Here is a 20,333-nt window from a genome sequence, read left to right as displayed (position 1 = left end):
GGCCCTCAGTGGTTCCAGGCGTCGTTCCCGAACAACCGCGACCACAGGTTGTCGACCACGCCCGAAGTGCCGTAGACGGTGTCCCCGTCGCCGTCCGTGCCGGCCGGCGCGACCTGGGTGCCACCTCCGTAGACCAGGTAGCCCGGACCGGTCGGGGAACCGACCGCGTGCCGGGCGCCGCTGTGGATGCCGTACCCCACGAAGTCGCGCTCCCACTTGGACAGGAACCCGGCGGCCACGTTGTCGAGCCCGTCGACGCTGGCCTGGACCAGGTCCTTCAGCACTCCGACATCACCGCTGCCCAGGTGGGCGCCGACGTCGAACGCGGCCGCGCCCGCGATGGCCGCCGCACCGCCGGTGGCGACCGCCTCGGCCATCGTCTCGATCCCCTTGAGGAAGCTGAGCGCCGAGGCGGCGAACGAGTTCGCCGTCGCCAGGGCGGACGCCGCAGCCGGTGCGCCGACCACGGTTGCCCCGGCCGCCGCGATGAAGGCGGCGAAGACCGCCAGGATGGTGGACACCACCGCGTACGCCACGACGAGGCAGAGTAGGGCGGCTCCGACGCAGAGCATGGTGACGCCTACGGTGACCGTGAGGACCTGGGTGCCGACGATCTGCGTTCCGTACGCGTTGATGTGCACCCCGAACGCTTCGCGGTCCTTGCCGCTCCACTGGGCCGCGGTCAGGGTCGCGAGGGCGTCGTCGAGGTTGCCGTGGGCGGTGCCGAGTTGGTCGTACATGGCCAACCAGTCGCCGCCCTTGCGCATGATCGTCTCGGGGTCGCACTGGTTGAAGTAGACGATCTGGGCGATCGGCCAGGCGGCGGGGATGACTGCGGCGGCCAGGCTGATCTCCGTCATCGCGAGCTTCGCGGCGGCTGCGGGGTAGGTGGGGTCTGCCATGTCGGTCTCCGACGTCCTCAGCGGGGAGCGATGGTGCTGGCGGTCTCGGCGGCCTCCCAGTTGTCCGCCGTACGGCCCAACCGGGACCGGACCTCAGCGAGGTGCTCGCGCTTGGCGCGCAACTGCTCCTCGACGAACTCGACGGCGCCCACGTAGGCGACCGCGAGCTGCGGCACCACCGACGTGAAGTTGCTGTGTTCGATGGCGCGGGCGGACTCCAGCAGCTCGGCGCAGGCGTCGAGGGGCGGGCCGACCTCGCGCTCGATCGTCTCGCCGAGCGCACGGATCGCCGGCGGGTCAACCTCGATCATCGACTCTCCCCGTGTACGTGATCGATGTTCATGGTGCCGGAGCGCGGACAGCCTAACAGGATCATGGATGGGCGTGAGTGCCCGTCGCTGGTAGCCTGCGAACCATGGCAGCCGGACGTTCCGCGTCGACGCCCCCCGAGGACTACCTGACCCGGATGGCCCGCCGACCGCGCTGGCAGCGGGTTATGGTGCCGATCCTCATGCTCCTGGTCCTCCTGGTGCTGCCCATCGGCCTCGGCCGCAACCTGATCGGCGCCGAGCGGGTGAGCATCCAGGTCGAGTCCTGTGACAACGGTGGTCCCAAGGGGACCCAGCGGTGCCGGGGCACCTGGAACATGTCCGACGGCAGGGTGGTCAGCGGCCCGGTGGGCGGCGGCTCGTTTCACACCGGCGACCGGGTCGACGGCTGGGCCAACGGCGACCGGGCCACCGCCAGCCTGATGGCCTGGCTCATCGCCCCGCTGATGGTGGGCGCGGTCCTGTTGGCGGTGACGGTGGCGCTCGCCGTCGTCTTCCTGCGGGCGGGCGTGCAGCGGGTGCGGCGCGGCCGCTGACCCGCTCCCGGGCTGGCGCCCTCAGACCCCCAGTTGGCGCCGCAGCCGTTCCAGCATTTCCGTGCTCTCCCGGAGCGGCCCGCTGACCATGTCGTTGAGCTGCGCCAGCTTCGCCTGCGCTGCCGCCGGGTCGTGGAGCACCGCCGCGGGGCCGGCCGGACCACCCAACTCACGCATCACCTCGTCGGTCGCCCGCGCCAGGTCGGCCCGCGCCTCGCGCAGGAGGCCGGCGACCAGCTCCGACAACTCGGCGGCGGGCAGTCGCAGGGCCCGTGGGTCGATGTGTAGTTCCCGGGCCGGGTCGTCGGCGGTGCAGGTGACGCGCACCAACCCGTTCTCGCTCTCGGCGTGACCGGTCAACCCGGTCAATCGTTCGCGCAGCTCCTCGCCGCGGCTCAACTGCTCGCGCATCCGCGCCGACAGTTGCGCCATCACGTCCGGATTCGGTGTGCCGCCGATCGGCCCGCTCATCGTGTCCCTCCCGCTGTCGTCGATGTGACCGGCCGACGGTACCCACCACGGTCCACCCATGGGGGGTCGGACCACTGTGGAGCGCGGATCAGCCCAGGCTCACGAAGATCCCGACGCCGACCAGCAGCACGGTCACGCTGACGGTGAGCAGCGAGACGAACGGGACCAGCACCGAGGACCTTCCGACGATGCTCGGTGACTCGACGAGGATCCGGTTCGGACGCTCGGGCTCGTACACCACGGTGACCGGCCCGGGCGCGGCCGAGAGCGGGGTCTGCCGGAAGCGCCCCGGCGTCGCGGTCACCTCGGTCCCGTCGGCCAGTCGGTACCGCACCACGGGGTAGTAGGTGCGGGGGCCGTTCCCCCGGGTGACCGGACGCAGCTCCACCACCTCACCCGGCGTCCGTACACCCCGGCGCAGCAGACCGAGGTCGCGCCGGAAGCGCACGAGGGCGTACGCCATTCCGGCCAGGCCGAGGCCCGCCAGGATCGCCAGGACCACCTGCGGCATGACTCACTCTTCCCAGTCGAGCGTGCGCTGGACGGCCTTGCGCCACTGACGCAACTCCCGCTCGCGCAGTTCGGCGGCCATCGTCGATTCCCACTGCGCATCGGAGCGCCACTGCGCGCGCAGGGTGGCGAGGTCGGGCCAGAAGCCCACCGCCAGGCCCGCGGCGTACGCGGCGCCCAGGCAGGTGGTCTCGGTGATCCGGGAGCGGACCACCGGGACGTCGAGCACGTCGGCGAGGAACTGCATGAGCAACGTGTTGGCGGTCATCCCGCCGTCCACCCGGAGCCGGCGCAGCGCCACGTCCGAGTCGGCGTCCATCGCGTCGACCACCTCGCGGGTCTGCCACGCCGACGCCTCCAGCGCCGCCCGGGCCAGGTGCCCCTTGGTGATGTAGCCCGTCAGGCCGGCGATCACCCCGCGCGCGTCGCTGCGCCAGTGCGGGGCGAAGAGACCCGAGAACGCCGGCACGATGTAGCAGCCGCCGTTGTCGTCCACGGTGCGGGCCAGGTCCTCCACCTCGGCCGCGGAGGAGATCAACCCGAGGTTGTCCCGCAGCCACTGCACCAGCGACCCGGTGACCGCGATGGCGCCCTCCAGGGCGTACGCCGGTGGTTGGTCCTTGATCCGGTAGGCGACCGTGGTGAGCAGGCCGTGCGTGGACGGCACCGGGGTGGCGCCCGTGTTGAGCAGGAGGAAGCTGCCGGTGCCGTAGGTGCACTTGGCCTCGCCGGGCTGGAAGCAGGTCTGCCCGAACAGGGCGGCCTGCTGGTCGCCGAGCGCGCTGGCCACCGGCACCCCGGCGAGCACTCCGCGGGCCGTCCCGTACACCTCGGCCGAGCAGCGGATCTCGGGCAGCATCGCGGCCGGCACGCCCAGCGCGTCCAGCAGTTCCGGAGCCCAGTCGAGGGTGGTGAGGTCCATCAACAGGGTCCGGCTGGCGTTGGTCACGTCGGTGACGTGCTCACCGGTGAGCTTCCAGATCAGCCAACTGTCCATCGTGCCGAACAGCACCTCGCCGCGTTCCGCGCGCTCGCGTAGGCCGTCGACCTCGTCGAGCAGCCATCGCAGCTTCGGGCCGGCGAAGTAGGTGGCCAACGGAAGACCCGTACGGGCCCGGAACCAGTCCTCGCCGTACGCCGAGGCCAGCTCGCGCAGCAGCGGGCCGGTGCGGGTGTCCTGCCAGACCACGGCGTTGGCTATCGGCCGGCCGGTGGCCCGGTCCCAGACGACGGTGGTCTCCCGCTGGTTGGTGATGCCCACGGCGGCGAGTCCCGACGGAGTGACGCCGGCGGACCGCAGCGCCTCGGTGACCACCTGCTGGACGTTGTCCCAGATCTCCTCGGCGTCGTGCTCCACCCACCCGGGCCGGGGAAAGATCTGCCGGTGCTCGCGCTGGGCCGCTGCGACGACGTCCCCGGCGGCGTCGAACACGATGCACCGCGAGGAGGTGGTGCCCTGGTCGATGGCGGCGACGTACTGGGGGGTCACGGCAGCACCGTACCCGCAGTGGCGGCATGGTGCGACACGCGTCACGTCGGCCCGGCGTCGCCTACGATGTGCGAACGTGCGCGACATCGCCGTTTTCAGTGGAACTGCCCATCCCGACCTCGCCGCCGAGATCTGCGCCCACCTGGGGGTGCCGCTGCATCCGGTACGGGTCTCCCGGTTCGCCAACGACTGTCTCGAGGTGCAGTTGCAGGCCAACTGCCGGGAGCGGGACGTCTTCCTGATCCAGCCGCTGGTGCCACCCGTGCAGGAAAATCTGGTCGAGCTGCTGTTGATGATCGACGCGGCGCGGGGCGCGTCCGCCGGCCGGATCACGGTGGTGCTTCCGCACTACGCGTACGCTCGTTCGGACAAGAAGGACGCGCCACGGATCTCGATCGGCGCCCGGCTCGTCGCCGACCTGCTGACCTCGGCGGGAGCGGACCGCGTGCTGGCGCTGACCCTGCACTCGCCGCAGGTGCACGGCTTCTTCAGCGTCCCCGTCGACCACCTGCACGCCCTGCGGGAGCTGGCCACGCACTTCCGGCGGTACGACCTGAGCAACACCGTGGTGGTCTCGCCCGACCTGGGCAACGCCAAGGAGGCCGCCGCCTTCGCCCGGCTCCTCGGCACGCCCGTCGCGGCCGGCGCGAAACAGCGGTTCAGCGACGACCTGGTCAAGATCAGCGCGGTGATCGGTGAGGTGGCCGACCGGGACGTCATCGTGCTGGACGACGAGATCGCCAAGGGCAGCACCGTGATCGAGCTGATGGAGCACCTGCGCGACCTGAAGGTCCGCTCGATTCGGCTGGCCTGTACGCACGGCCTGTTCTCCGGCGACGCGCTGCGCCGGCTCAGCGACCAGGACGGCGTATTGGAGATCGTCTGCACCAACACGGTCCCCATCCCGGCCGAGAAGCGGGTGGCGAACCTCCAGGTCCTCTCGGTCGCCCCGGCTCTGGCCGAGGCGATGCGCCGGATCCACAACGGCGAGTCGGTCTCCGCCCTCTTCGGCTGACCCCACCACCCCGCGCCCCGCCCCTCGTCCCGGTTCGGCTCGCCGATCTTGCACTTTGTGTTGCCGAAATGTCGCCTTGGGACCGCTTCGTCGCCACCGAAAGTGCAAGATCGACGCGCGCCGGGGGGGCGGGGGAGGGGCGGGGTGGGGTGGGGGGTTAGGGGGTGCGGAGGGTGGTGGTGATTCGGACGGTGGTGCCGGCGGAGCTGGTGGCGATCTCCATCGCGTCGGTCAGCTCGCGGGCCAGCCAGAGGCCCCATCCGCCGGCGGTCTCGGCGGCGGGACGGCTCCGGTCACCGAGGCGCTGCGGGGTGATGCCGTGCCCGTGGTCCGCCACCTCGCAGAGCAGCTCGCCGGGCTCCTGCCAGAGCCGGAGCCACCCGCGCCCGCCGCCGTGCCGCACCGCGTTGGTGATCAGTTCGTTGACGGCGAGCACGAAGTCGTCCAGCCGTTGGCCGTCGAGCCCGCAGGCGTGCGCGCAGGAGATGACCGAGTGTCGAATCTCGGTCACCTGGGCCTGGTCGAAGGCCTCGGCGATCAGGAGGGAGGGTTCGATGGGCACAACCGTACGCGGTGCGTGCGGATCTGCATTCGTCATGGCCCTGTCCCGGCGGCGGATCTCGGAATATTTCGCGGCTTTTCAACCGTACGTCAGGGTTTCCCGGACCGCACCACGTGGCCCCCGCGCCACTGACCCGCCTGTGGCATCCTGACCGCCATGCCGTCGCCGCCAGGTGGTTTCGAGGTGCCGCTCTGGCGGGCGCTCACCGTCTTCCGGCTGGCCTCCCTCGCGTACGTCGGCGTGCTCGCCGTACGCGACGCCGACCGGTACGCCCACCCGATCATCGTCGGCGCACTGGTGCTGGTGATGGTCATCTGGACCGGGGTGGCCGCCGTCGCGTACGCCCGACCGGCCTGGCGTCGCTGGCCACTGCTGCTGGTCGACCTCGGCGTGGTGATCGCCATCGTGCTGTCCAGCCCGTGGGCGGTGGGGCGGCAGGCGCTCGGGCACGGCGTACCCACTCTCGGGGTGGCCTGGATGGCCGGCCCGGTGCTGGCCTGGGCCGTCTCCGGCGGCCGGCGGCGCGGCACGGTGGCCGCGCTGCTGGTGGCCGGCGCGGACCTGGCCACCCGGGAGCGGATCGGCCAGTCCTCCTTCACCGGGGTGATCCTGCTGCTGCTCGCCGGGGTGGTGGTCGGGCACGTCGCCCGGCTCGCCGTGCGCGCCGAGGAACGCCTGCAACACGCGGTGGAGCTGGAGGCGGCCACCCGGGAACGGGAGCGGTTGGCCCGCGGCATCCACGACTCGGTCCTGCAGGTGCTGGCCTTGGTGCAGCGGCGCGGCGCGCACCTGCCCGGTGAGGCCGGGGAGTTGGCCCGGCTCGCCGGTGAGCAGGAGGCCGCGCTGCGCGCTCTGATCGCCGGCACCACGCCCGCCGGAGTCACCGGGACGGACGCGGTGGACCTGCGGGACCTGCTCGGCCGGTACGCCTCGACGGCGGTGTCGCTCTCGGCGCCCGCCACGCCGGTGACCCTGCCCCGGCAGGTGGCGGGTGAGTTGGCGGCCGCCACCGGCGCGGCCCTGGACAATGTCGGCCGCCACGCCGGGGGACGGGCCTGGGTGCTGGTCGAGGACGAGGGGGAGACCGTGACCGTGTCGATCCGTGACGAGGGGCCGGGCATCGAAGAGGGCCGACTGGCCGAGGCCGCCGCGCAGGGGCGGCTCGGTGTCGCCCAGTCGATCCGCGGCCGGGTGACCGACCTGGGCGGGACGGTCCGGATCATGTCGAGCCCCGACGCCGGCACCGAGATCGAGCTGACCGTGCCGAGGACGCGGCCGTGAGCGCCGTTCGGGTGATGGTGGTCGACGACCATCCAATGTGGCGCGAGGGCGTGGCCCGGGACCTGGCGGAGGCCGGCTTCCTGGTCGTGGCGACCAGCGGCGAGGGGCGGCAGGCGATCCGGATCGGCGCCGCCGCCCGACCCGACGTGGTCGTGCTCGACCTGCAACTACCGGACATCTCCGGGGTCGAGGTCGTCGTCGGGCTGCGCGCGGTCCTGCCCAGCGTGCGGGTGCTCATGCTCAGTGCCAGTGGCGAGGAGCAGAGCGTGCTCGACGCGGTCAAGGCGGGCGCCACCGGCTACCTGGTGAAGTCGACGGCGCCCGGTGAGTTCCTCGACGCGGTACGTCGTACCGCCAACGGCGACCCGGTCTTCACGCCCGGCCTGGCGGGGCTGGTGCTGGGGGAGTACCGCCGGTTGGCCGCCGGGCCGGAGGCCGGCACGGCCGACGACGGTGAGCCGGGGACGCCCCGGCTCACCGCCCGGGAGACGGAGGTGCTGCGTCTGGTGGCGAAGGGGATGTCGTACAAGCAGATCGCCGAGCGGCTCGGCCTGTCCCACCGTACGGTGCAGAACCACGTGCAGAACACGTTGGGCAAGCTGCACCTGCACAACCGTGTCGAGTTGACCCGCTACGCCATCGAGCGTGGCCTGGACGACTGACCGGGCCTCAGACCGAGCGTGGCGGCTCGGTCTCGTGGATGGCCAGCTCCTCCGCGGTAGCCCCGCCGCCGGCCGAGCCCGCGTCGTACGCCACGGAGTCGGTCTCCTGGTCGGTGTGCGCCCCCTCGTCCGGTTCCACCAGCCGACCCACGGTGGCGTCGGCGACCGTGCCGAGTTGACCGTGGTCGTAGAGGGAGACCGGCGAGTTGGGGTCCGAGGTGGGACCGGGGTCCATCACGTCGGCGTCGAGCTGGGCCTCCGCCGCGGCGGCCTCGTTCTCCGCCTCGAAGGCGATCTTCGGGTCGACCGGGCCGGCGAGCGGGTCGTCCACCGGGCGTTCGTAGACCTCCCGGTCGAGCTTGTAGTCCAACGACTCCCCGTCCAGCTGCTCCTCGGCGGTCGTCCCGAAGCGGTCCACCGCCACCGGCGTACGGTCGCCGGGGATCTGGGCCGGCTCCGGACCGTCCGCCTCACGCCCGGTCAGGACGTCGTCGTAGGCGGTCGAGTCGTCGTCGGCGGTGTCGGGCAGACCCTCCGCCTCGGTGTCGGACACGGGGGTCGGGAACTCGTTGTCGCGCATGTCTGATCACTACCCGCTGCCCTCCCGCCGTAACCGGGGCAGGGCCCGTCATCAGCGGACCGACCGGGAGCGGCGGTTGATCGCCGCCATCGTTCCGACGGCGGTGCCCGCCGCGGCGAGACCGAACGCGGCAGTCATCCGCACCAACTGACGCCGTCGGCCGTGCCAACCGCCGTCGCGGCTGGCCTGCCCGTCGGCGTGGAACACGTTGCCCGTGCTGTCCAGCCGGGCGCCCGGGCCGAACTGGGTGCGGTGGGTGTACCAGCCGAGGGTCCGCTCGACCAACGCCGGCGCGAGCCGCCACTGGAGGCCGAGCAGCCGGGCGGCCCCACCGGCGTACGCCTCCCGGCGTGGCCGGCGTAGCAACCGCACGATCGTCTGGGCGACGACCTCCGGCGGGTAGACCGGCGGGGGTGGCACCAGCTCCCGACCGCTGTGGTTGGCCGCGTGCCGGAAGAACGGGGTGTCGATGGTGGCCGGCAGCACGGTGCAGACGGATATCTGCCCCCGACCGGTGACCCGCAGTTCCTGCCGGACGGTGTCGGCCAGGCCGCGGATGCCGTGTTTGGCGGCGTTGTACGCCGACTGGTACGGCATCGCCACCTCGGCCAGCACCGAGGCGTTGTTGACGAGGACGCCCCCGCCGGCCGCCTCCAGATGCGGCAGCGCGGCCTTGATGCCGTGCACCGTGCCCAGCAGGTTGACCTCCAGCACCCGCCGGAACTCGGCGACCGGGATCTCGTCGAACAGACCCACCGCGCTCACCGCGGCGTTGTTCACCCAGGCGTCGACGCGGCCGAATTCGACCACCGCGCGCTCGGCCAGGCGCTGCACGGAGTCGAGGTCGGTCACGTCGGTGGGTACGGCCAGCGCGCGGCCGCCCAGTTGCCGGCAGCGCTGCGCGACCTGCTGTAGCGCCTGCTCGCTGCGCGCGGCGAGGACCACGGCGGCACCACGCCGCGCCAACGCGTACGCGGTGGCCGTGCCGATCCCGCTGGACGCGCCGGTGATCACCACGGTCGAGTCGTCGAGGCTCCGGGTCAGCGGCATCTCCCAGCGGTACCCCGGGTCGGGGCAGGTCATACCAACGGCCGGCGAGGTTCCGATTCGGGGCCGCTGTGATTGCCGTGGCGCAAGTGTCGGTGGCACTCGCGGTGACTGTTCCCGATCTGCCAGGTTTCGACTCGGCACCCGCAGGTTAATGGGACGCTCTGACCGGGACCGCCGAGGAAAAGATCGCAGGGAGGTGACCCATGCGCGTCGGCCTCGTCTGCGCGCACAGCAGTTCGTACCGGCACGCCGACGGCCCGCCGGTCGGCACTCGACAACACATTGCACGGGTCGCCGCCGAGTTGGCTGGTAGAGGCCATGATGTCCGGATCTACGAGCGCCGGGACGACCCGGAACTGCCGGCGACGCTGGACGTCGACGGCTACCGGGTGCACCGGGTGCCCGTCGGTCCGCCGACCGCCCTGCCCACGGCCGGACTCGTCCCGCACGTCACCGAGTTCGGACGCTGGCTGACCGACGAGTGGGGCGGCGCCTGGCGCCCCGAGGTGGTGCACGGGCACTACTGGATCGGTGGGCTGGCTGCCGCGCACGCCGTTCGGGAGACCGACATCCCGGTCGTACAGACCTTCCACTCGCTCGGTGTGGAGCAACTGCGCCACCTCGGCGGCGGGTACGACGGCCCGGGGGAGCGCATCCCGCTGGAACGGGCATTGACCCGGGCGGTGGACATCGCCGTGGCCCAGTCCAACGACGAGGTCGACGAGTTGACCCGGATGGGTCTGCAACGGACATCCGTGGCGATGGTGCCGGCCGGGGTGGACACCGCGCAGTTCCACCCGGACGGCGAGGCGGCTCCGCGCGAACAGCGGTCCCGGATCCTCTCCGTCGGCGGGCTGTCCCCGGGCCACGGCCAGGACGACCTGATCCGGGCGATGCGGCTGGTCGGCGACGCCGAGTTGGTGATCGCCGGTGGCCCACCGGCCGACCAACTGTCCCACCACACCGAGGCACGCCGCCTGCGCGAACTGGCCGAGCGCGCCGGGGTCGCCGAGCAGGTACGCCTCGTCGGAGCGGTACCGCACGACCAGATGGCGACCTGGTACCGCTCGGCCGACGTGGTGGCCTGCACTCCGCACTACTCGTCGGCCGGACGCGTCTCCCTGGAGGCGATGGCGTGCGGGGTACCGGTGGTCGGCTACGCGATGGGCGGCCTGGCGGACGCCGTCGTCGACGAGGTCACCGGCCGCCTCGTGCCACCCGGTGACGTCCGGACGCTGGGGCTGACCCTGCGCCGGCTGCTCGCCGACAACGCCGGCCGGTTCGCCTACGGTCATGCCGCCGTGGACCGGGTCCGTAGCAGCTACACCTGGGAACGGACCGCCGCCGCGCTGGAACGCCTCTACGAGCGGGTCGCGAGCCGCCGCAAGCCCGTCGAGGCCTGAGAGACGGCAGAGCCCACGCCGCGTCCGCGGGACGCGGCGTGGGCTCTCGTCTCAGGCGGCTCGGCCGGCGGCGACCATGTCCCGGTTACTGCGGCGGGCCGCCGCGCGCTGCTGCTGCGGCTGGGCGTACCGGGTCAGACCGATCACGGCCGCCAGGGTGACCAGGAAACCGGCGGCGGCCAGCCACTCGCGCCCCGGCCAGATCTTGTCGTTGAGCAGCAGCAGGCCGACGATCGCCGCGGGCACCGCTCCGGCGGCGTCCATGGCGGCGACCGCCGCGGTCGTCGAACCACGCTGCATGGCCAGGCCGAGCAGCAGTTGGCCGACGATCGAGTGGCCGATCAGCAGGTAGAACAGCGGGTCGGCGAGGAACGCCTCCGCCGACGGCGCGGAGGCCAGCGGTCGGGCCGCGACGGCAGCCGACGAGAACGCCAGACCGGCCAGCGAGCCCAGCGCCACCGAACCGGGGGCGCCGTGCAGTCGGACGGCGAAGAAGCCGAGCACGGCGATGACCCCGAGCGCCACCAGCAGGGCTATCGAGCCGGCGGTGCCGAGTTGCTTCGACGGCGCCGGCCGCGCGGCCAGCACCAGCGCGGTGATCCCGGCGAAGAGCAGGGCCAGCAGGGCCACCTCGGCCATCGGCAGCCGCCACTTCAACACCAGCACACCGATGATCGCGGTCACCCCGAGCCCGGCCGCCACGCTCGCCTGCACCAGGAACAGGGGCAGATCGCGCCGGGCCAGGAAGGCGAGCACGAAACCGCCGATCTGACAGATCAGCCCGACCAGGTACGTCCGGTGCCCGGCCAGTCTCAGCAGCAGACCCGGATCGAAGGTGTGATGCACCGTGGTGCGCGCCGCGGCCACCGACTGGAGAAGGTTGGCGAAGCCGTACGCGACGATCATCGCCGCGAGGAAGCACCAGCCGGAGGAGACCACCTGGCGAGGATAGAGGTTGTCGGCAGTCAGCGCTCGGCTGGTCGATCCAGACGGGCGAGGATGTCGGCGTGCAGCACACCGTTGGTGGCCACCACGCTGCTCTCGGTGCCGGGCTCGCCCGTCGGCGCGGGTCGACCGGTCAGATCGGTGATCGTGCCGCCCGCCTCGGTGACGATCGGCACCAGCGCCGCCACGTCCCACAGGGACAGTTCCGGCTCGACCATCACCTCCAACGCGCCCTCGGCCAACAGCATGTAGCCGTAGAAGTCGCCGTACGCCCGGCTGCGCCAGCCGGCTCGCAGCAGGTCGAGCAGCGCGTCGAGCCGCCCGGCGTCCTCCCAGCCGGTCAGCGACGAGTAGCAGACGCTCGCGTCGCCGACGTCGCGTACCGCCGAGACGCCGATCCGCTCGCCCGCGTCGGGACCGGGACCGGCGTACGCGCCCGCGCCCGCGCTCGCCCACCAGCGCCGTCCCAGCGCGGGCGCGGACACCACGCCGACCGCCGGCCGGTCACCGTCGTACAGCGCGATGAGGCTGGCCCACACCGGCACCCCACGGACGAAGTTCTTGGTGCCGTCGATCGGGTCGACGATCCACCGGCGGCCACCCGGCTCGGCGGCCGGCTGCGCGCCGTACTCCTCACCGAGCAGCCCGTCGGCGGGCCGGTGCTCGGTTAGCAGCGCGCGGATCTCCCGCTCGACGGCGGTGTCCGCGTCGGAGACCGGTGTCAGGTCCGGCTTCGTGTCCACCCGCAGGTCGAGCGCCCGGAACCGGGCCGTGGCGATGGCGTCGGCGCGGTCGGCGAGCAGGTGGGCGAGGGCGAGGTCGTCGGCGTACCCGGTCATGCCGGCAACCTAGCCGACGCCCGCCGCGTCACTCGTCGGGCCCGCGCCAGTCACCCTCGCCGGGTCCGCGTTGGTCGCTGTCGCCGCGGGCGTCGCCGTCGCCGGCCCGGGAGGCGAGCAACCGGCGGTACGACGCCAGCCGGCGTGGGTCGGCCTTGCCGGCGGCCACCCAGGCGTCCAGCCCGCAGTCGGCCTCGTCGGCGGTGTGCGGGCAGTTGGGCGGGCAGTCGACGGTGCCCTCCACCAGGTCGGGGAACCCGTGCAGCAGGCTGTCGGCGGAGACGTGCGCCAGCCCGAAACTACGGATGCCCGGGGTGTCGATGATCCAGCCCGGATCGGTGTCGACGCCGGGCACCGGTGGCAGCCGCAGCGCCACCGCGCTGGTGGAGGTGTGCCGGCCGCGACCGATGGCGCTGACCACCCCGACCGCGCGCGCGGCGTCCGGGACGAGGCGGTTCACCAACGTCGACTTGCCCACCCCGGAGTGCCCGACCAGCACCGACACCTTGCCGCTCAGCAGCGCGCGCAGCGCGGCGAGGTCGGAGTCGGGACGGTTGAGCACGTACGGCAGCTCCAGCTCCGTGTAGTAGCCCAGCACCTCCTCCGGCCCGGCCAGGTCGGCCTTGGTGAGGCAGAGCAGCGGGTCGACGTCCGCGTCGTACGCGGCCACCAGGCAGCGGTCGATGAACCCGGTGCGCGGCGGCGGGTCGGCCAACGCGCTGACGATCACCAACTGGTCGGCGTTGGCCACGACGACACGTTCCAACCGGCCCTCGGCGGTGGTCTCGTCGTCGTCGGCCGTGCGGCGCAGCACCGAGCGGCGCTCGGCGATCCGGACGATGCGGGCGAGAGCGCCCTGCGCGCCGGAGGTGTCGCCGACGAGGCTGACCCGGTCACCCACGACCACCGACTTGCGGCCCAGCTCCCGGGCCCGCATCGCGGTCACCGTCGGCAGCTCGGCGCCGACCGCCCCCCGTTCGGCGCCGGACAGCACACACTGGTAGCGCCCCCGGTCGACGGCGATGACGAAGCCGTCCACCGCGTCGGAGTGCCGGGGCCGGGTGCGCGTACGCGGACGCGACGACTTCCCGGGCCGTACCCGTACGTCGTCCTCGTCGTACTCCCGCCGCTTGGTCGCCAGGACCCGTCCCCTTCTCGCGTCAGCTCTCAGTGAGCGTCGGGGACGCTCACTTGCCGGTCACCATCGCAGACCATAGTGCCGGGAACTCCGGCATGGTCTTGGAGGTACAGCCGACATCGTCCACCTCGATGCCCGGCACGGCGAGCCCGGCCACCGCCGCGGCGTGCGCCATGCGGTGGTCGTGGTAGGTGCGGAAGACCCCGCCGCGCAGCGGCCGGGGCCGGATCGCCAGGCCGTCCGGCGTCTCGGTGACGTCGGCCCCGAGCGCGGTGAACTCCTGCGCGAGGGCGGCGAGCCGGTCGGTCTCGTGGCCGCGGATGTGCTCGACGCCGGTGAAGACCGAGGGCGAGTCGGCGAGCATGGCCAGCGCGGTCAGCACCGGGGTCAGCTCGCTGACGTCGGAGAGGTCGGCGGTCAGGCCGTGCACCACCCCGGTGCCCCGGACGGTCAGCCCGTCGGTGGAGAGGGTGACCTCGCCGCCCATCCGCTGCAACAGCGAGCGGAGTTGCTCGACCGGCTGCGCGCTGCGGTGCGGCCAGCCCTGGAGCGTCACCTCACCGCCGGTGACCAGGGCGGCGGCGAAGAACGGCATCGCTCCGGAGAGGTCCGGCTCGATGTCCCAGCCGCGCCCGGTGAGGGGGCCGGGTTCGACGGTCCACACGTCGGGGGTGCTGTCGTCGACGGCGGCGCCGGCGGCCCGCAGCATCTGCACGGTCATCCGCAGGTGCGGCGCGGAGGGCACCGGCGGGCCGACATGGCGTACCACTACCCCCCGGTCGAAGCGAGGGGCGGCCAGCAACAGCGCGGAGACGAACTGGCTGGACACGGACGCGTCGATCGTCACCTCGCCGCCGGTGACCCGACCGGTGCCGAGCACGGTCAGCGGCAGGCTGCCGGTGCCGGTGACGTCGATCCGAACGCCCAGCGAGCGCAGCGCGTCGACCAGCCGGCCGAGCGGCCGGGTCCGGACGTACGGGTCACCGTCGAAGGTGACCTGCCCGTCGGTCAGGCCGGCCACCGGCGGCAGGAACCGCATCACGGTGCCGGCCAGCCCCACGTCCACGTGGGCGGGGCCGACCAGCGGGTGCGGCCGGACCAGCCAGCGCTCGTCGTCACTGATCGAGACGTGCGCGCCCATCGCGCGCAGACCGGCGGACATCAGCTCGGTGTCCCGGGCGCGCAGTGGCTCGGCCAGGGTCGACGGCCCGGCGGCCAGGGCGCTGAGCACCAGGGCGCGTGCGGTCATCGACTTGGAGCCGGGTAGGCGCAGCGTCGCCACTACCGGATCGGACGCGGTCGGTGCGGCCCACGGCTGTGGCGGCCGGGTCGCGGTCAGATTCCCCACGGTCACATTCTGCCCTGTCGGCGGCTGGCTGACGTCCGCCGGCTTGCGTACTCCCGGTTGGCGGGACAGCAGGCGGGGCCCTCGGCGGGTTAGCGTGAGCGCATGTGCGGCAGGTACGCGACGACCCGGGGCGCCGGTGAGCTGAGCGCCCTGTTCGAGTCGTCCGACGACACCGACGGGGTGCTCCGGCCGGATCACAACGTCGCGCCCACCGATCGCGTCCCGCTGGTCCGGCTCAGCCCCGAGGAGCACCGCAGTCTCTGCGTCGCCCGCTGGGGTCTGCTGCCGCACTGGTCGCGGTCCGCCGCCGGCGCCGCCCGCATGATCAACGCACGGGCCGAGACGGTGGCGACCAGCCGGGCGTACGCCGGCTCGTTCGCCCGCCGCCGGTGCCTCGTCCCGGCGGACGGCTGGTACGAGTGGGTCCGTCGGCCCGATGGCGGCCGGCAGGCGTACTTCATGACCCCGGCCGACGGGTCGGTGCTCGCCCTGGCCGGGATCTGGTCGTTCTGGGAGTCCGGGGCGGAAAGCCGGCTCACCTTCAGCGTGCTCACCACCGCGGCGCTCGGCGATCTGGCCGAGGTGCACGACCGGATGCCGGTGCTGCTGGCCCCCGAGCGGTGGTCGTCGTGGCTGGCGCCGTGCGACGAGCCGGAGCGTCTGCTCGCGCCCGCGTCGTCCGACCTCCTCGCCGGCTTGGAGATCCGTCCGGTCGGGCCGGCGGTGGGCGACGTGCGCAACGACGGCCCGGAGTTGACCGCTCGCGTGTCTGTTCCGTCAATCTCGTCCCCACCGGAGTTGACCCTGTTCTGAGAATGAGAGGCATCGTCGAGCGCCGATTTGCCAGGTTCTGATCGATTCGTCGCCTGGCCGTTCAGCCATGTTCTCGAAAGCCCCTTGTCCCGGTGTCCGAAAGTGCGATACAACACAGCGCCGGTAGTGGCTGTCGGTTCGCACGGGGCGGACGACTTCACCGATCCTGCCGGTCCCACGGGGGAGGTGGGTGAAATGACACGGGCGCGTATGCCCCGCCCGCACGAGGTGGCTGCGGCACGTAGAGATCCGCGGCTGCTCAGGGCCCTACGAGAACGTCGACAGGACGAAGCGTGGCGCACCAGAGGAACGTGCCAGAGCGTCGATCCGGAGACGTTCTTTCCGGCACCTAACGAACCGGCGGACGCCGCTGTCGCACTCTGCCGCAGTTGCGACGTGCAGGGCTCCTGCCTGGCGTGGGCGTTAGAGGTCGGCGACTGTCACGGCGTCTGGGGGGCGACCACACCGCGCGAGCGGCGGGCGATGCTCGTCGCGTGGCGCGGCGAGGTCGAACCCGACCCGGACGCGGTCGACGACGCCGGCCCTCCGGTCCGCGACCGCCTACTCACGCTGGTGCCGCTGAGCTGACCATGGCGTGCCGCTGAGCTGAGCCGACCAGCGCGGCGAACCGATCCCGGTGACCGGCCCGGTCGGCGCAGAATGGGCCGGTGCTGCCCAGCGAAGAGATCGACACCCCGCGCGGTCCGGCGCGGATCGACACCGACCCACCGGCCGGTCCGACCGTTGCGCCCGGCCGGGAGGCCGGCGTCGCGCCGGCCCGCGCCCCGGCCGCCCTGTTGGTGCTCGGCCACGGGGCGGGCGGCAGCGTGGACGCCCCCGACCTGCTCGCGGTTCGGGACGCGGCGGTCACCGCCGGCCTGACGGTGATCCGGGTGACGCAGCCCTACCGCGTCGCCGGCCGTCGCGCACCGGCCCCCGCCGGGCACCTCGACGAGGCGTGGACGGCGGTGCTGGCCGCGCTGCGCGAGCGGCACACCGACGTACCCACCATCCTGGTCGGTGGCCGTTCCAGTGGCGCGCGGGTCGCCTGCCGGACGGCCGGCGCGGTCGGCGCGGCCGGCGTCCTCGCGCTGGCCTTTCCGCTGCACCCGCCCGGCAAGCCGGAGCGGTCCCGGGCCGCCGAACTCACCACCGGCCTGCCGACGCTCGTCGTCAACGGCGACCGGGATCCATTCGGCGTGCCCGGGTCCGGGCCGGGCGTACAGGTCGTGACCCGGCCGGGGGAGACGCACGACCTGCGACGCGACCCGGCCGGGACGGCCGTGGTCGTCCGGGACTGGCTGCGCTCCCACGGTTGGACGACCGACTGACCTCGGGGACCGTTTCCGCTGCTGGGCGCGGGTCGTTGCATCCGATGGTGCCGCCCGCCCGAACCGGACAGGTGTCACCAGTCCTCCCAGGCCCTTCCTGGTCCCAGCGCCGGCGTCACCGGCGCCGGGACCAGGAACGGGAGAGCCGGACGGAATGCCCCAGTGGTCATCTCGCGTTACTAACCCCGGACGACTTTTCTGCGAGGGGGGTGACCGGTGCCGACCGAGACACGAAGCCTGGAACGGGACGAGCGGGACGCCCGGCAGCTACGGCGGCTGCTGGATGGCCCGGACTGGCCCGTGACAGCGGGACCGGGCGGGGTGGGTGCGGTGAGCACGAGCACACCGGCCGGAAGTGAATCTGTGGGCAGGTCCGTGCGCGTATCCTCGGCGGGAAAGCATCCGACGCGAGGGGATGTGCGGTTGACCACCGAGAAGACGGACGAGCGCAGGGCCCGGTTCGAACGGGACGCGATGCCATTCGTCGATCAGCTCTACGCTGCTGGGCTGCGCATGACGCGTAACCCGGCGGATGCCGAAGACCTGGTCCAGGAGACGTACCTGAAGGCGTACGCCGCCTTCCACCAGTTCGAGCAGGGCACGAACCTGAAGGCCTGGCTCTACCGGATCCTGACCAACACCTACATCAACTCCTACCGCAAGCGGCAGCGCCAGCCGATCCAGGCGCCGACCGAGGAGATCACCGACTGGCAGCTCGCCGAGGCCGAGTCGCACACCTCCAGCGGTCTGCGTTCGGCCGAGACCGAGGCTCTGGACCGACTGCCGGACAGCGACGTCAAGGAGGCCCTCCAGCAGTTGCCGGAGGAGTTCCGCCTGGCTGTCTACCTCACCGACGTCGAGGGCTTCTCCTACAAGGAGGTCGCCGACATCATGGGCACGCCGATCGGCACCGTGATGTCGCGTCTGCACCGCGGCCGTCGTAATCTGCGCAAGCTGCTCGAGCAGTACGCCGCGGAGCGGGGCTTCAGCCCGGCCCGGTCCGCGAAGGGCTCGACCGCTGCCGCTGCCAGCCGGGAGGTGTGACGTGAGCTGTGGAGAGCCGCACGAGACGGACTGCCGCGAGGTGCTCGCGGAGGTCTACCTCTACCTGGATCTCGAGTGCGCCGACGAGCGGCGCGCGCTGATCCGGCACCACCTCGACGAGTGCGGGCCGTGCCTGCGCGAGTACGGGCTCGAGCAGGAGGTGCGGGCGCTGGTCGCGCGTTGCTGCGGCAACGAGACCGCGCCGGACCAGTTACGCGAGCGGCTGCGGGTGAAGCTCACCGAGCTGGTGGTCTTCGAGACGAGCGATTCCCGCGAGCTGGCCGACTGAGCGTCGGCGTACCGAAGCACACACGCCGGTGGCCCGGGTCGATACCGACCCGGGCCACCGGTGTACCCGGCCTCGGCCGGGGTGAGCTGACCGTCGACGGGCTGTCGGCCCGTCGGCACGTTCAGGAGTTGGGGCGCTTACCGTGGTTCGCGCTGCTCTTCTTCCGGGCCTTCTTCTTCCGGGCCTTCTTCGCCATGCTGACCTCCTCGTGATGGGTCGGATCCGTCTCGCGCGCGGCCTCGCGCCGGTTGCACCCACGCCGCGGCCCGGCGTCGGGTCCGACCCGCTGATGGTAGTGCGACCGACCCCCCGTCCCTGCCGCCGGGGCCGATCCGCGCCGCTGTGCACCCATGCCCCAGCCTCGCGTGATTGGATACGTCGGCAGGCACATCGCGAAAAGGGAGGGCCGTGGACATGGCCGAGGAGATCCGCGCCGAGATGGTGGCGAACGTCTGGAAGGTCGTCGCGTCCGCGGGCGACACCGTGTCCGAGGGCGACACCCTGGTGATCCTCGAGTCGATGAAGATGGAGATCCCGGTCGTCGCGGAGGCCGACGGCGTGGTCCAGCAGCTCGCCGTGCACGAGGGCGACGTCGTGCAGGACGGCGACCTGATCGCGGTGATCGGTTGACCGGCCCGCTGGTCCGGCTCGCCGACCCGGCCGACTTCTCGGCGATCGCCCGCCTGACCGTGGCCTCGTACGAGGCGGATGGTCAGCTCAAGGGCGAGCACGGGTACGCGGCGGTGCTGGCCGACGTTTCGACCCGGGCCGCCGCCGGCGAGGTGCTGGTCGCGGTGGACGAGGCGACCGGCGCGGTGCTCGGCTCGGTGACCTTCGTGCTGCCGGGCACCCCGTTCGCCGAGCTGTCCGGGCCGGGCGAGGCGGAGTTCCGCATGCTGGCCGTCGACCCGGCCGCCCAGGGGCGGGGTGTCGGCGCGGCGCTGGCGCGCGCGTGCGTCGACCGGGCCGCCGAGCTGGGTTGCACAGCCGTCGTGATCTGCGTCCGCGCGGGGATGGCCGTGTCGGCCCATCGGCTCTACGAGCGTCTCGGCTTCGTGCGGACGCCGGAGAAGGACTGGTCGCCGGCGGCCGGGGTGGCCCTGCTCGGCCTGCGGTTGGAGCTGCCCCGCGGCTGACCGTCGGCCCGTCAGCCGCGAGCGGTGGCCGGGCTGGTCGGGGTGGCGTCCCCGTCTCGCGGAGTGCCGATCGCAGCCAGCAACTCGTCGGCGACCTCCAGCGCGAGCCGGCGGCGTTCCTCGTCGGTGATGCCCGGCGCCCGTACGGCGAACCAGCTCGTGTGCACGGCGAAGAGGGACAACGCGGCGCGGAGTTGGGCGGCGGGGGAGTCGTCGCCGCGGCAGAGCGCGTTGGCGAGCTGCATCATCCGGCCGCGCATCTGCTGGCCGGAGGAGAGGCTCTTGAGCACGGTCTGGTTCTGCTCGAAGAAGCGCATCACCGAGGGCATGTCGCCCCCGAACATCGTGTCGGCGTAGCGGGAGATCAGCGCGCGCCGAGTCTCCAGGGTCGCCGGCTGTGACTCGCCCCAGGTGGTCAGCGCGTCCATCTGGTCGAGCCGATCCTCCACGAAGCTGGCGACGATGTCGTCCTTGCTCTTGAAGTGGTAGTAGAGCGCGGCCTTCGTGACGTTGAGGCGTTCGGCGATCTCCCGCAGCGAGGTCTTCTCGTACCCCTGCTCGGTGAAGAGCTCCAACGCGACGGCCTTGATCCGCTCCCGGGTGCCGCCTGTGCTCTCCCTCACCCACGCCCTCCAATTCGTTTGACCGCGTGCTGGTATC

25 protein-coding genes are annotated in these 20,333 nt (G+C 72.5%); 12 read left to right on the top strand and 13 right to left on the bottom strand.

The genetic code is table 11. From position 1 onward, the window contains the following. Positions 1–5 precede the first annotated feature (5 nt). The gene (locus ABZ272_RS15200; protein ID WP_355050555.1) at positions 6–902 is read right to left on the bottom strand and encodes a hypothetical protein; all 897 of its coding nucleotides are present in this window, start codon (positions 900–902) and stop codon (positions 6–8) included. A gap of 17 nt (positions 903–919) precedes the next feature. After that, positions 920–1,213, bottom strand: a complete 294-nt coding sequence (locus tag ABZ272_RS15195; RefSeq protein WP_355050554.1) for a hypothetical protein — start codon at positions 1,211–1,213, stop codon at positions 920–922. 104 nt (positions 1,214–1,317) lie between these two features. On the opposite strand from ABZ272_RS15195, the gene ABZ272_RS15190 reads away from it, so the two are divergent. Next, the gene (locus tag ABZ272_RS15190; protein ID WP_355050553.1) at positions 1,318–1,767 is read left to right on the top strand and encodes a hypothetical protein; all 450 of its coding nucleotides are present in this window, start codon (positions 1,318–1,320) and stop codon (positions 1,765–1,767) included. 21 nt (positions 1,768–1,788) lie between these two features. On the opposite strand, the gene ABZ272_RS15185 is transcribed toward ABZ272_RS15190, so the two are convergent. From ABZ272_RS15185 to glpK, 3 genes are all read right to left on the bottom strand, one after another. Continuing rightward, positions 1,789–2,238, bottom strand: coding sequence for a YbaB/EbfC family nucleoid-associated protein (locus ABZ272_RS15185; RefSeq protein WP_355050552.1), 450 nt, complete (start codon positions 2,236–2,238; stop codon positions 1,789–1,791). Positions 2,239–2,326: 88 nt separating this feature from the next. After that, complete coding sequence (locus ABZ272_RS15180; RefSeq protein ID WP_355050551.1) at positions 2,327–2,749, bottom strand: DUF3592 domain-containing protein; 423 nt, start codon at positions 2,747–2,749, stop codon at positions 2,327–2,329. A 3-nt stretch (positions 2,750–2,752) separates the two neighbouring features. Further along, a complete protein-coding gene (gene glpK / locus ABZ272_RS15175) occupies positions 2,753–4,237 on the bottom strand; it encodes a glycerol kinase GlpK (protein WP_355050550.1) in 1,485 nt (494 codons plus the stop codon). Positions 4,238–4,313: 76 nt separating this feature from the next. Between glpK and ABZ272_RS15170 the strand changes: the two genes are divergently transcribed. Then, positions 4,314–5,252, top strand: coding sequence for a ribose-phosphate pyrophosphokinase (locus ABZ272_RS15170; RefSeq protein ID WP_355050549.1), 939 nt, complete (start codon positions 4,314–4,316; stop codon positions 5,250–5,252). Between the two features lie 157 nt (positions 5,253–5,409). Here ABZ272_RS15170 and ABZ272_RS15165 read toward each other — a convergent pair whose 3' ends face one another. Further along, positions 5,410–5,850, bottom strand: coding sequence for an ATP-binding protein (locus ABZ272_RS15165; protein WP_355050548.1), 441 nt, complete (start codon positions 5,848–5,850; stop codon positions 5,410–5,412). 120 nt (positions 5,851–5,970) lie between these two features. On the opposite strand from ABZ272_RS15165, the gene ABZ272_RS15160 reads away from it, so the two are divergent. Next, positions 5,971–7,095: a DUF5931 domain-containing protein gene (locus ABZ272_RS15160; protein ID WP_355050547.1), complete on the top strand. Its 1,125-nt coding sequence runs from the start codon at positions 5,971–5,973 to the stop codon at positions 7,093–7,095. Positions 7,096–7,109: 14 nt separating this feature from the next. Continuing rightward, on the top strand, positions 7,110–7,757 hold the full coding sequence (locus ABZ272_RS15155; RefSeq protein ID WP_355050777.1) for a response regulator transcription factor: 648 nt from the start codon (positions 7,110–7,112) through the stop codon (positions 7,755–7,757). A gap of 7 nt (positions 7,758–7,764) precedes the next feature. Here the strand turns inward: ABZ272_RS15155 and ABZ272_RS15150 are convergent, their stop codons facing one another. Then, positions 7,765–8,337, bottom strand: a complete 573-nt coding sequence (locus tag ABZ272_RS15150; RefSeq protein WP_355050546.1) for a DUF5709 domain-containing protein — start codon at positions 8,335–8,337, stop codon at positions 7,765–7,767. A gap of 51 nt (positions 8,338–8,388) precedes the next feature. Beyond that, complete coding sequence (locus ABZ272_RS15145) at positions 8,389–9,387, bottom strand: SDR family oxidoreductase (protein ID WP_355050545.1); 999 nt, start codon at positions 9,385–9,387, stop codon at positions 8,389–8,391. Positions 9,388–9,590: 203 nt separating this feature from the next. Here ABZ272_RS15145 and ABZ272_RS15140 point away from each other — a divergent pair, with 203 nt between their 5' ends. Continuing rightward, positions 9,591–10,790, top strand: coding sequence for a glycosyltransferase (locus ABZ272_RS15140; protein ID WP_355050544.1), 1,200 nt, complete (start codon positions 9,591–9,593; stop codon positions 10,788–10,790). 51 nt (positions 10,791–10,841) lie between these two features. On the opposite strand, the gene ABZ272_RS15135 is transcribed toward ABZ272_RS15140, so the two are convergent. The 4 genes from ABZ272_RS15135 to aroA all read right to left on the bottom strand — a co-directional run bounded on the left by ABZ272_RS15135 (position 10,842) and on the right by aroA (position 15,060). Further along, positions 10,842–11,696, bottom strand: coding sequence for a hypothetical protein (locus ABZ272_RS15135; RefSeq protein WP_355050776.1), 855 nt, complete (start codon positions 11,694–11,696; stop codon positions 10,842–10,844). A 59-nt stretch (positions 11,697–11,755) separates the two neighbouring features. Next, positions 11,756–12,574: a histidinol-phosphatase gene (gene hisN / locus ABZ272_RS15130; RefSeq protein WP_355050543.1), complete on the bottom strand. Its 819-nt coding sequence runs from the start codon at positions 12,572–12,574 to the stop codon at positions 11,756–11,758. 28 nt (positions 12,575–12,602) lie between these two features. Further along, positions 12,603–13,613 carry a ribosome small subunit-dependent GTPase A gene (rsgA, locus tag ABZ272_RS15125; protein WP_355050542.1) on the bottom strand — a complete coding sequence of 337 codons (1,011 nt, stop codon included), beginning with the start codon at positions 13,611–13,613 and terminating at the stop codon, positions 12,603–12,605. A gap of 148 nt (positions 13,614–13,761) precedes the next feature. Beyond that, complete coding sequence (gene aroA / locus ABZ272_RS15120; protein WP_355050541.1) at positions 13,762–15,060, bottom strand: 3-phosphoshikimate 1-carboxyvinyltransferase; 1,299 nt, start codon at positions 15,058–15,060, stop codon at positions 13,762–13,764. Positions 15,061–15,162: 102 nt separating this feature from the next. Here aroA and ABZ272_RS15115 point away from each other — a divergent pair, with 102 nt between their 5' ends. From ABZ272_RS15115 to ABZ272_RS15085, 7 genes are all read left to right on the top strand, one after another. After that, positions 15,163–15,873, top strand: coding sequence for an SOS response-associated peptidase (locus ABZ272_RS15115; protein ID WP_355050540.1), 711 nt, complete (start codon positions 15,163–15,165; stop codon positions 15,871–15,873). A 195-nt stretch (positions 15,874–16,068) separates the two neighbouring features. Continuing rightward, the gene (locus ABZ272_RS15110; RefSeq protein WP_355050539.1) at positions 16,069–16,461 is read left to right on the top strand and encodes a WhiB family transcriptional regulator; all 393 of its coding nucleotides are present in this window, start codon (positions 16,069–16,071) and stop codon (positions 16,459–16,461) included. Between the two features lie 80 nt (positions 16,462–16,541). Then, positions 16,542–17,204: an alpha/beta family hydrolase gene (locus tag ABZ272_RS15105; protein WP_355050538.1), complete on the top strand. Its 663-nt coding sequence runs from the start codon at positions 16,542–16,544 to the stop codon at positions 17,202–17,204. Positions 17,205–17,420: 216 nt separating this feature from the next. After that, positions 17,421–18,248, top strand: coding sequence for a sigma-70 family RNA polymerase sigma factor (locus ABZ272_RS15100; RefSeq protein WP_355050537.1), 828 nt, complete (start codon positions 17,421–17,423; stop codon positions 18,246–18,248). A gap of 1 nt (position 18,249) precedes the next feature. Further along, a complete protein-coding gene (gene rsrA, locus ABZ272_RS15095; RefSeq protein ID WP_355050536.1) occupies positions 18,250–18,537 on the top strand; it encodes a mycothiol system anti-sigma-R factor in 288 nt (95 codons plus the stop codon). Between the two features lie 408 nt (positions 18,538–18,945). Continuing rightward, the gene (locus ABZ272_RS15090; RefSeq protein ID WP_007464729.1) at positions 18,946–19,167 is read left to right on the top strand and encodes a biotin/lipoyl-binding carrier protein; all 222 of its coding nucleotides are present in this window, start codon (positions 18,946–18,948) and stop codon (positions 19,165–19,167) included. Then, a complete protein-coding gene (locus ABZ272_RS15085; protein WP_355050535.1) occupies positions 19,164–19,673 on the top strand; it encodes a GNAT family N-acetyltransferase in 510 nt (169 codons plus the stop codon). The genes ABZ272_RS15090 and ABZ272_RS15085 overlap by 4 nt, the downstream gene beginning before the upstream one ends. A gap of 11 nt (positions 19,674–19,684) precedes the next feature. On the opposite strand, the gene ABZ272_RS15080 is transcribed toward ABZ272_RS15085, so the two are convergent. Then, positions 19,685–20,296: a helix-turn-helix domain-containing protein gene (locus ABZ272_RS15080; RefSeq protein WP_355050534.1), complete on the bottom strand. Its 612-nt coding sequence runs from the start codon at positions 20,294–20,296 to the stop codon at positions 19,685–19,687. Positions 20,297–20,333 lie beyond the last annotated feature (37 nt).

The organism is Micromonospora sp. NPDC005979, from assembly GCF_040614415.1.
Lineage (GTDB): Bacteria > Actinomycetota > Actinomycetes > Mycobacteriales > Micromonosporaceae > Micromonospora.
Note: the sequence above shows the minus strand (reverse complement) of the source record. Positions and strands in the feature narration are given on the sequence as shown.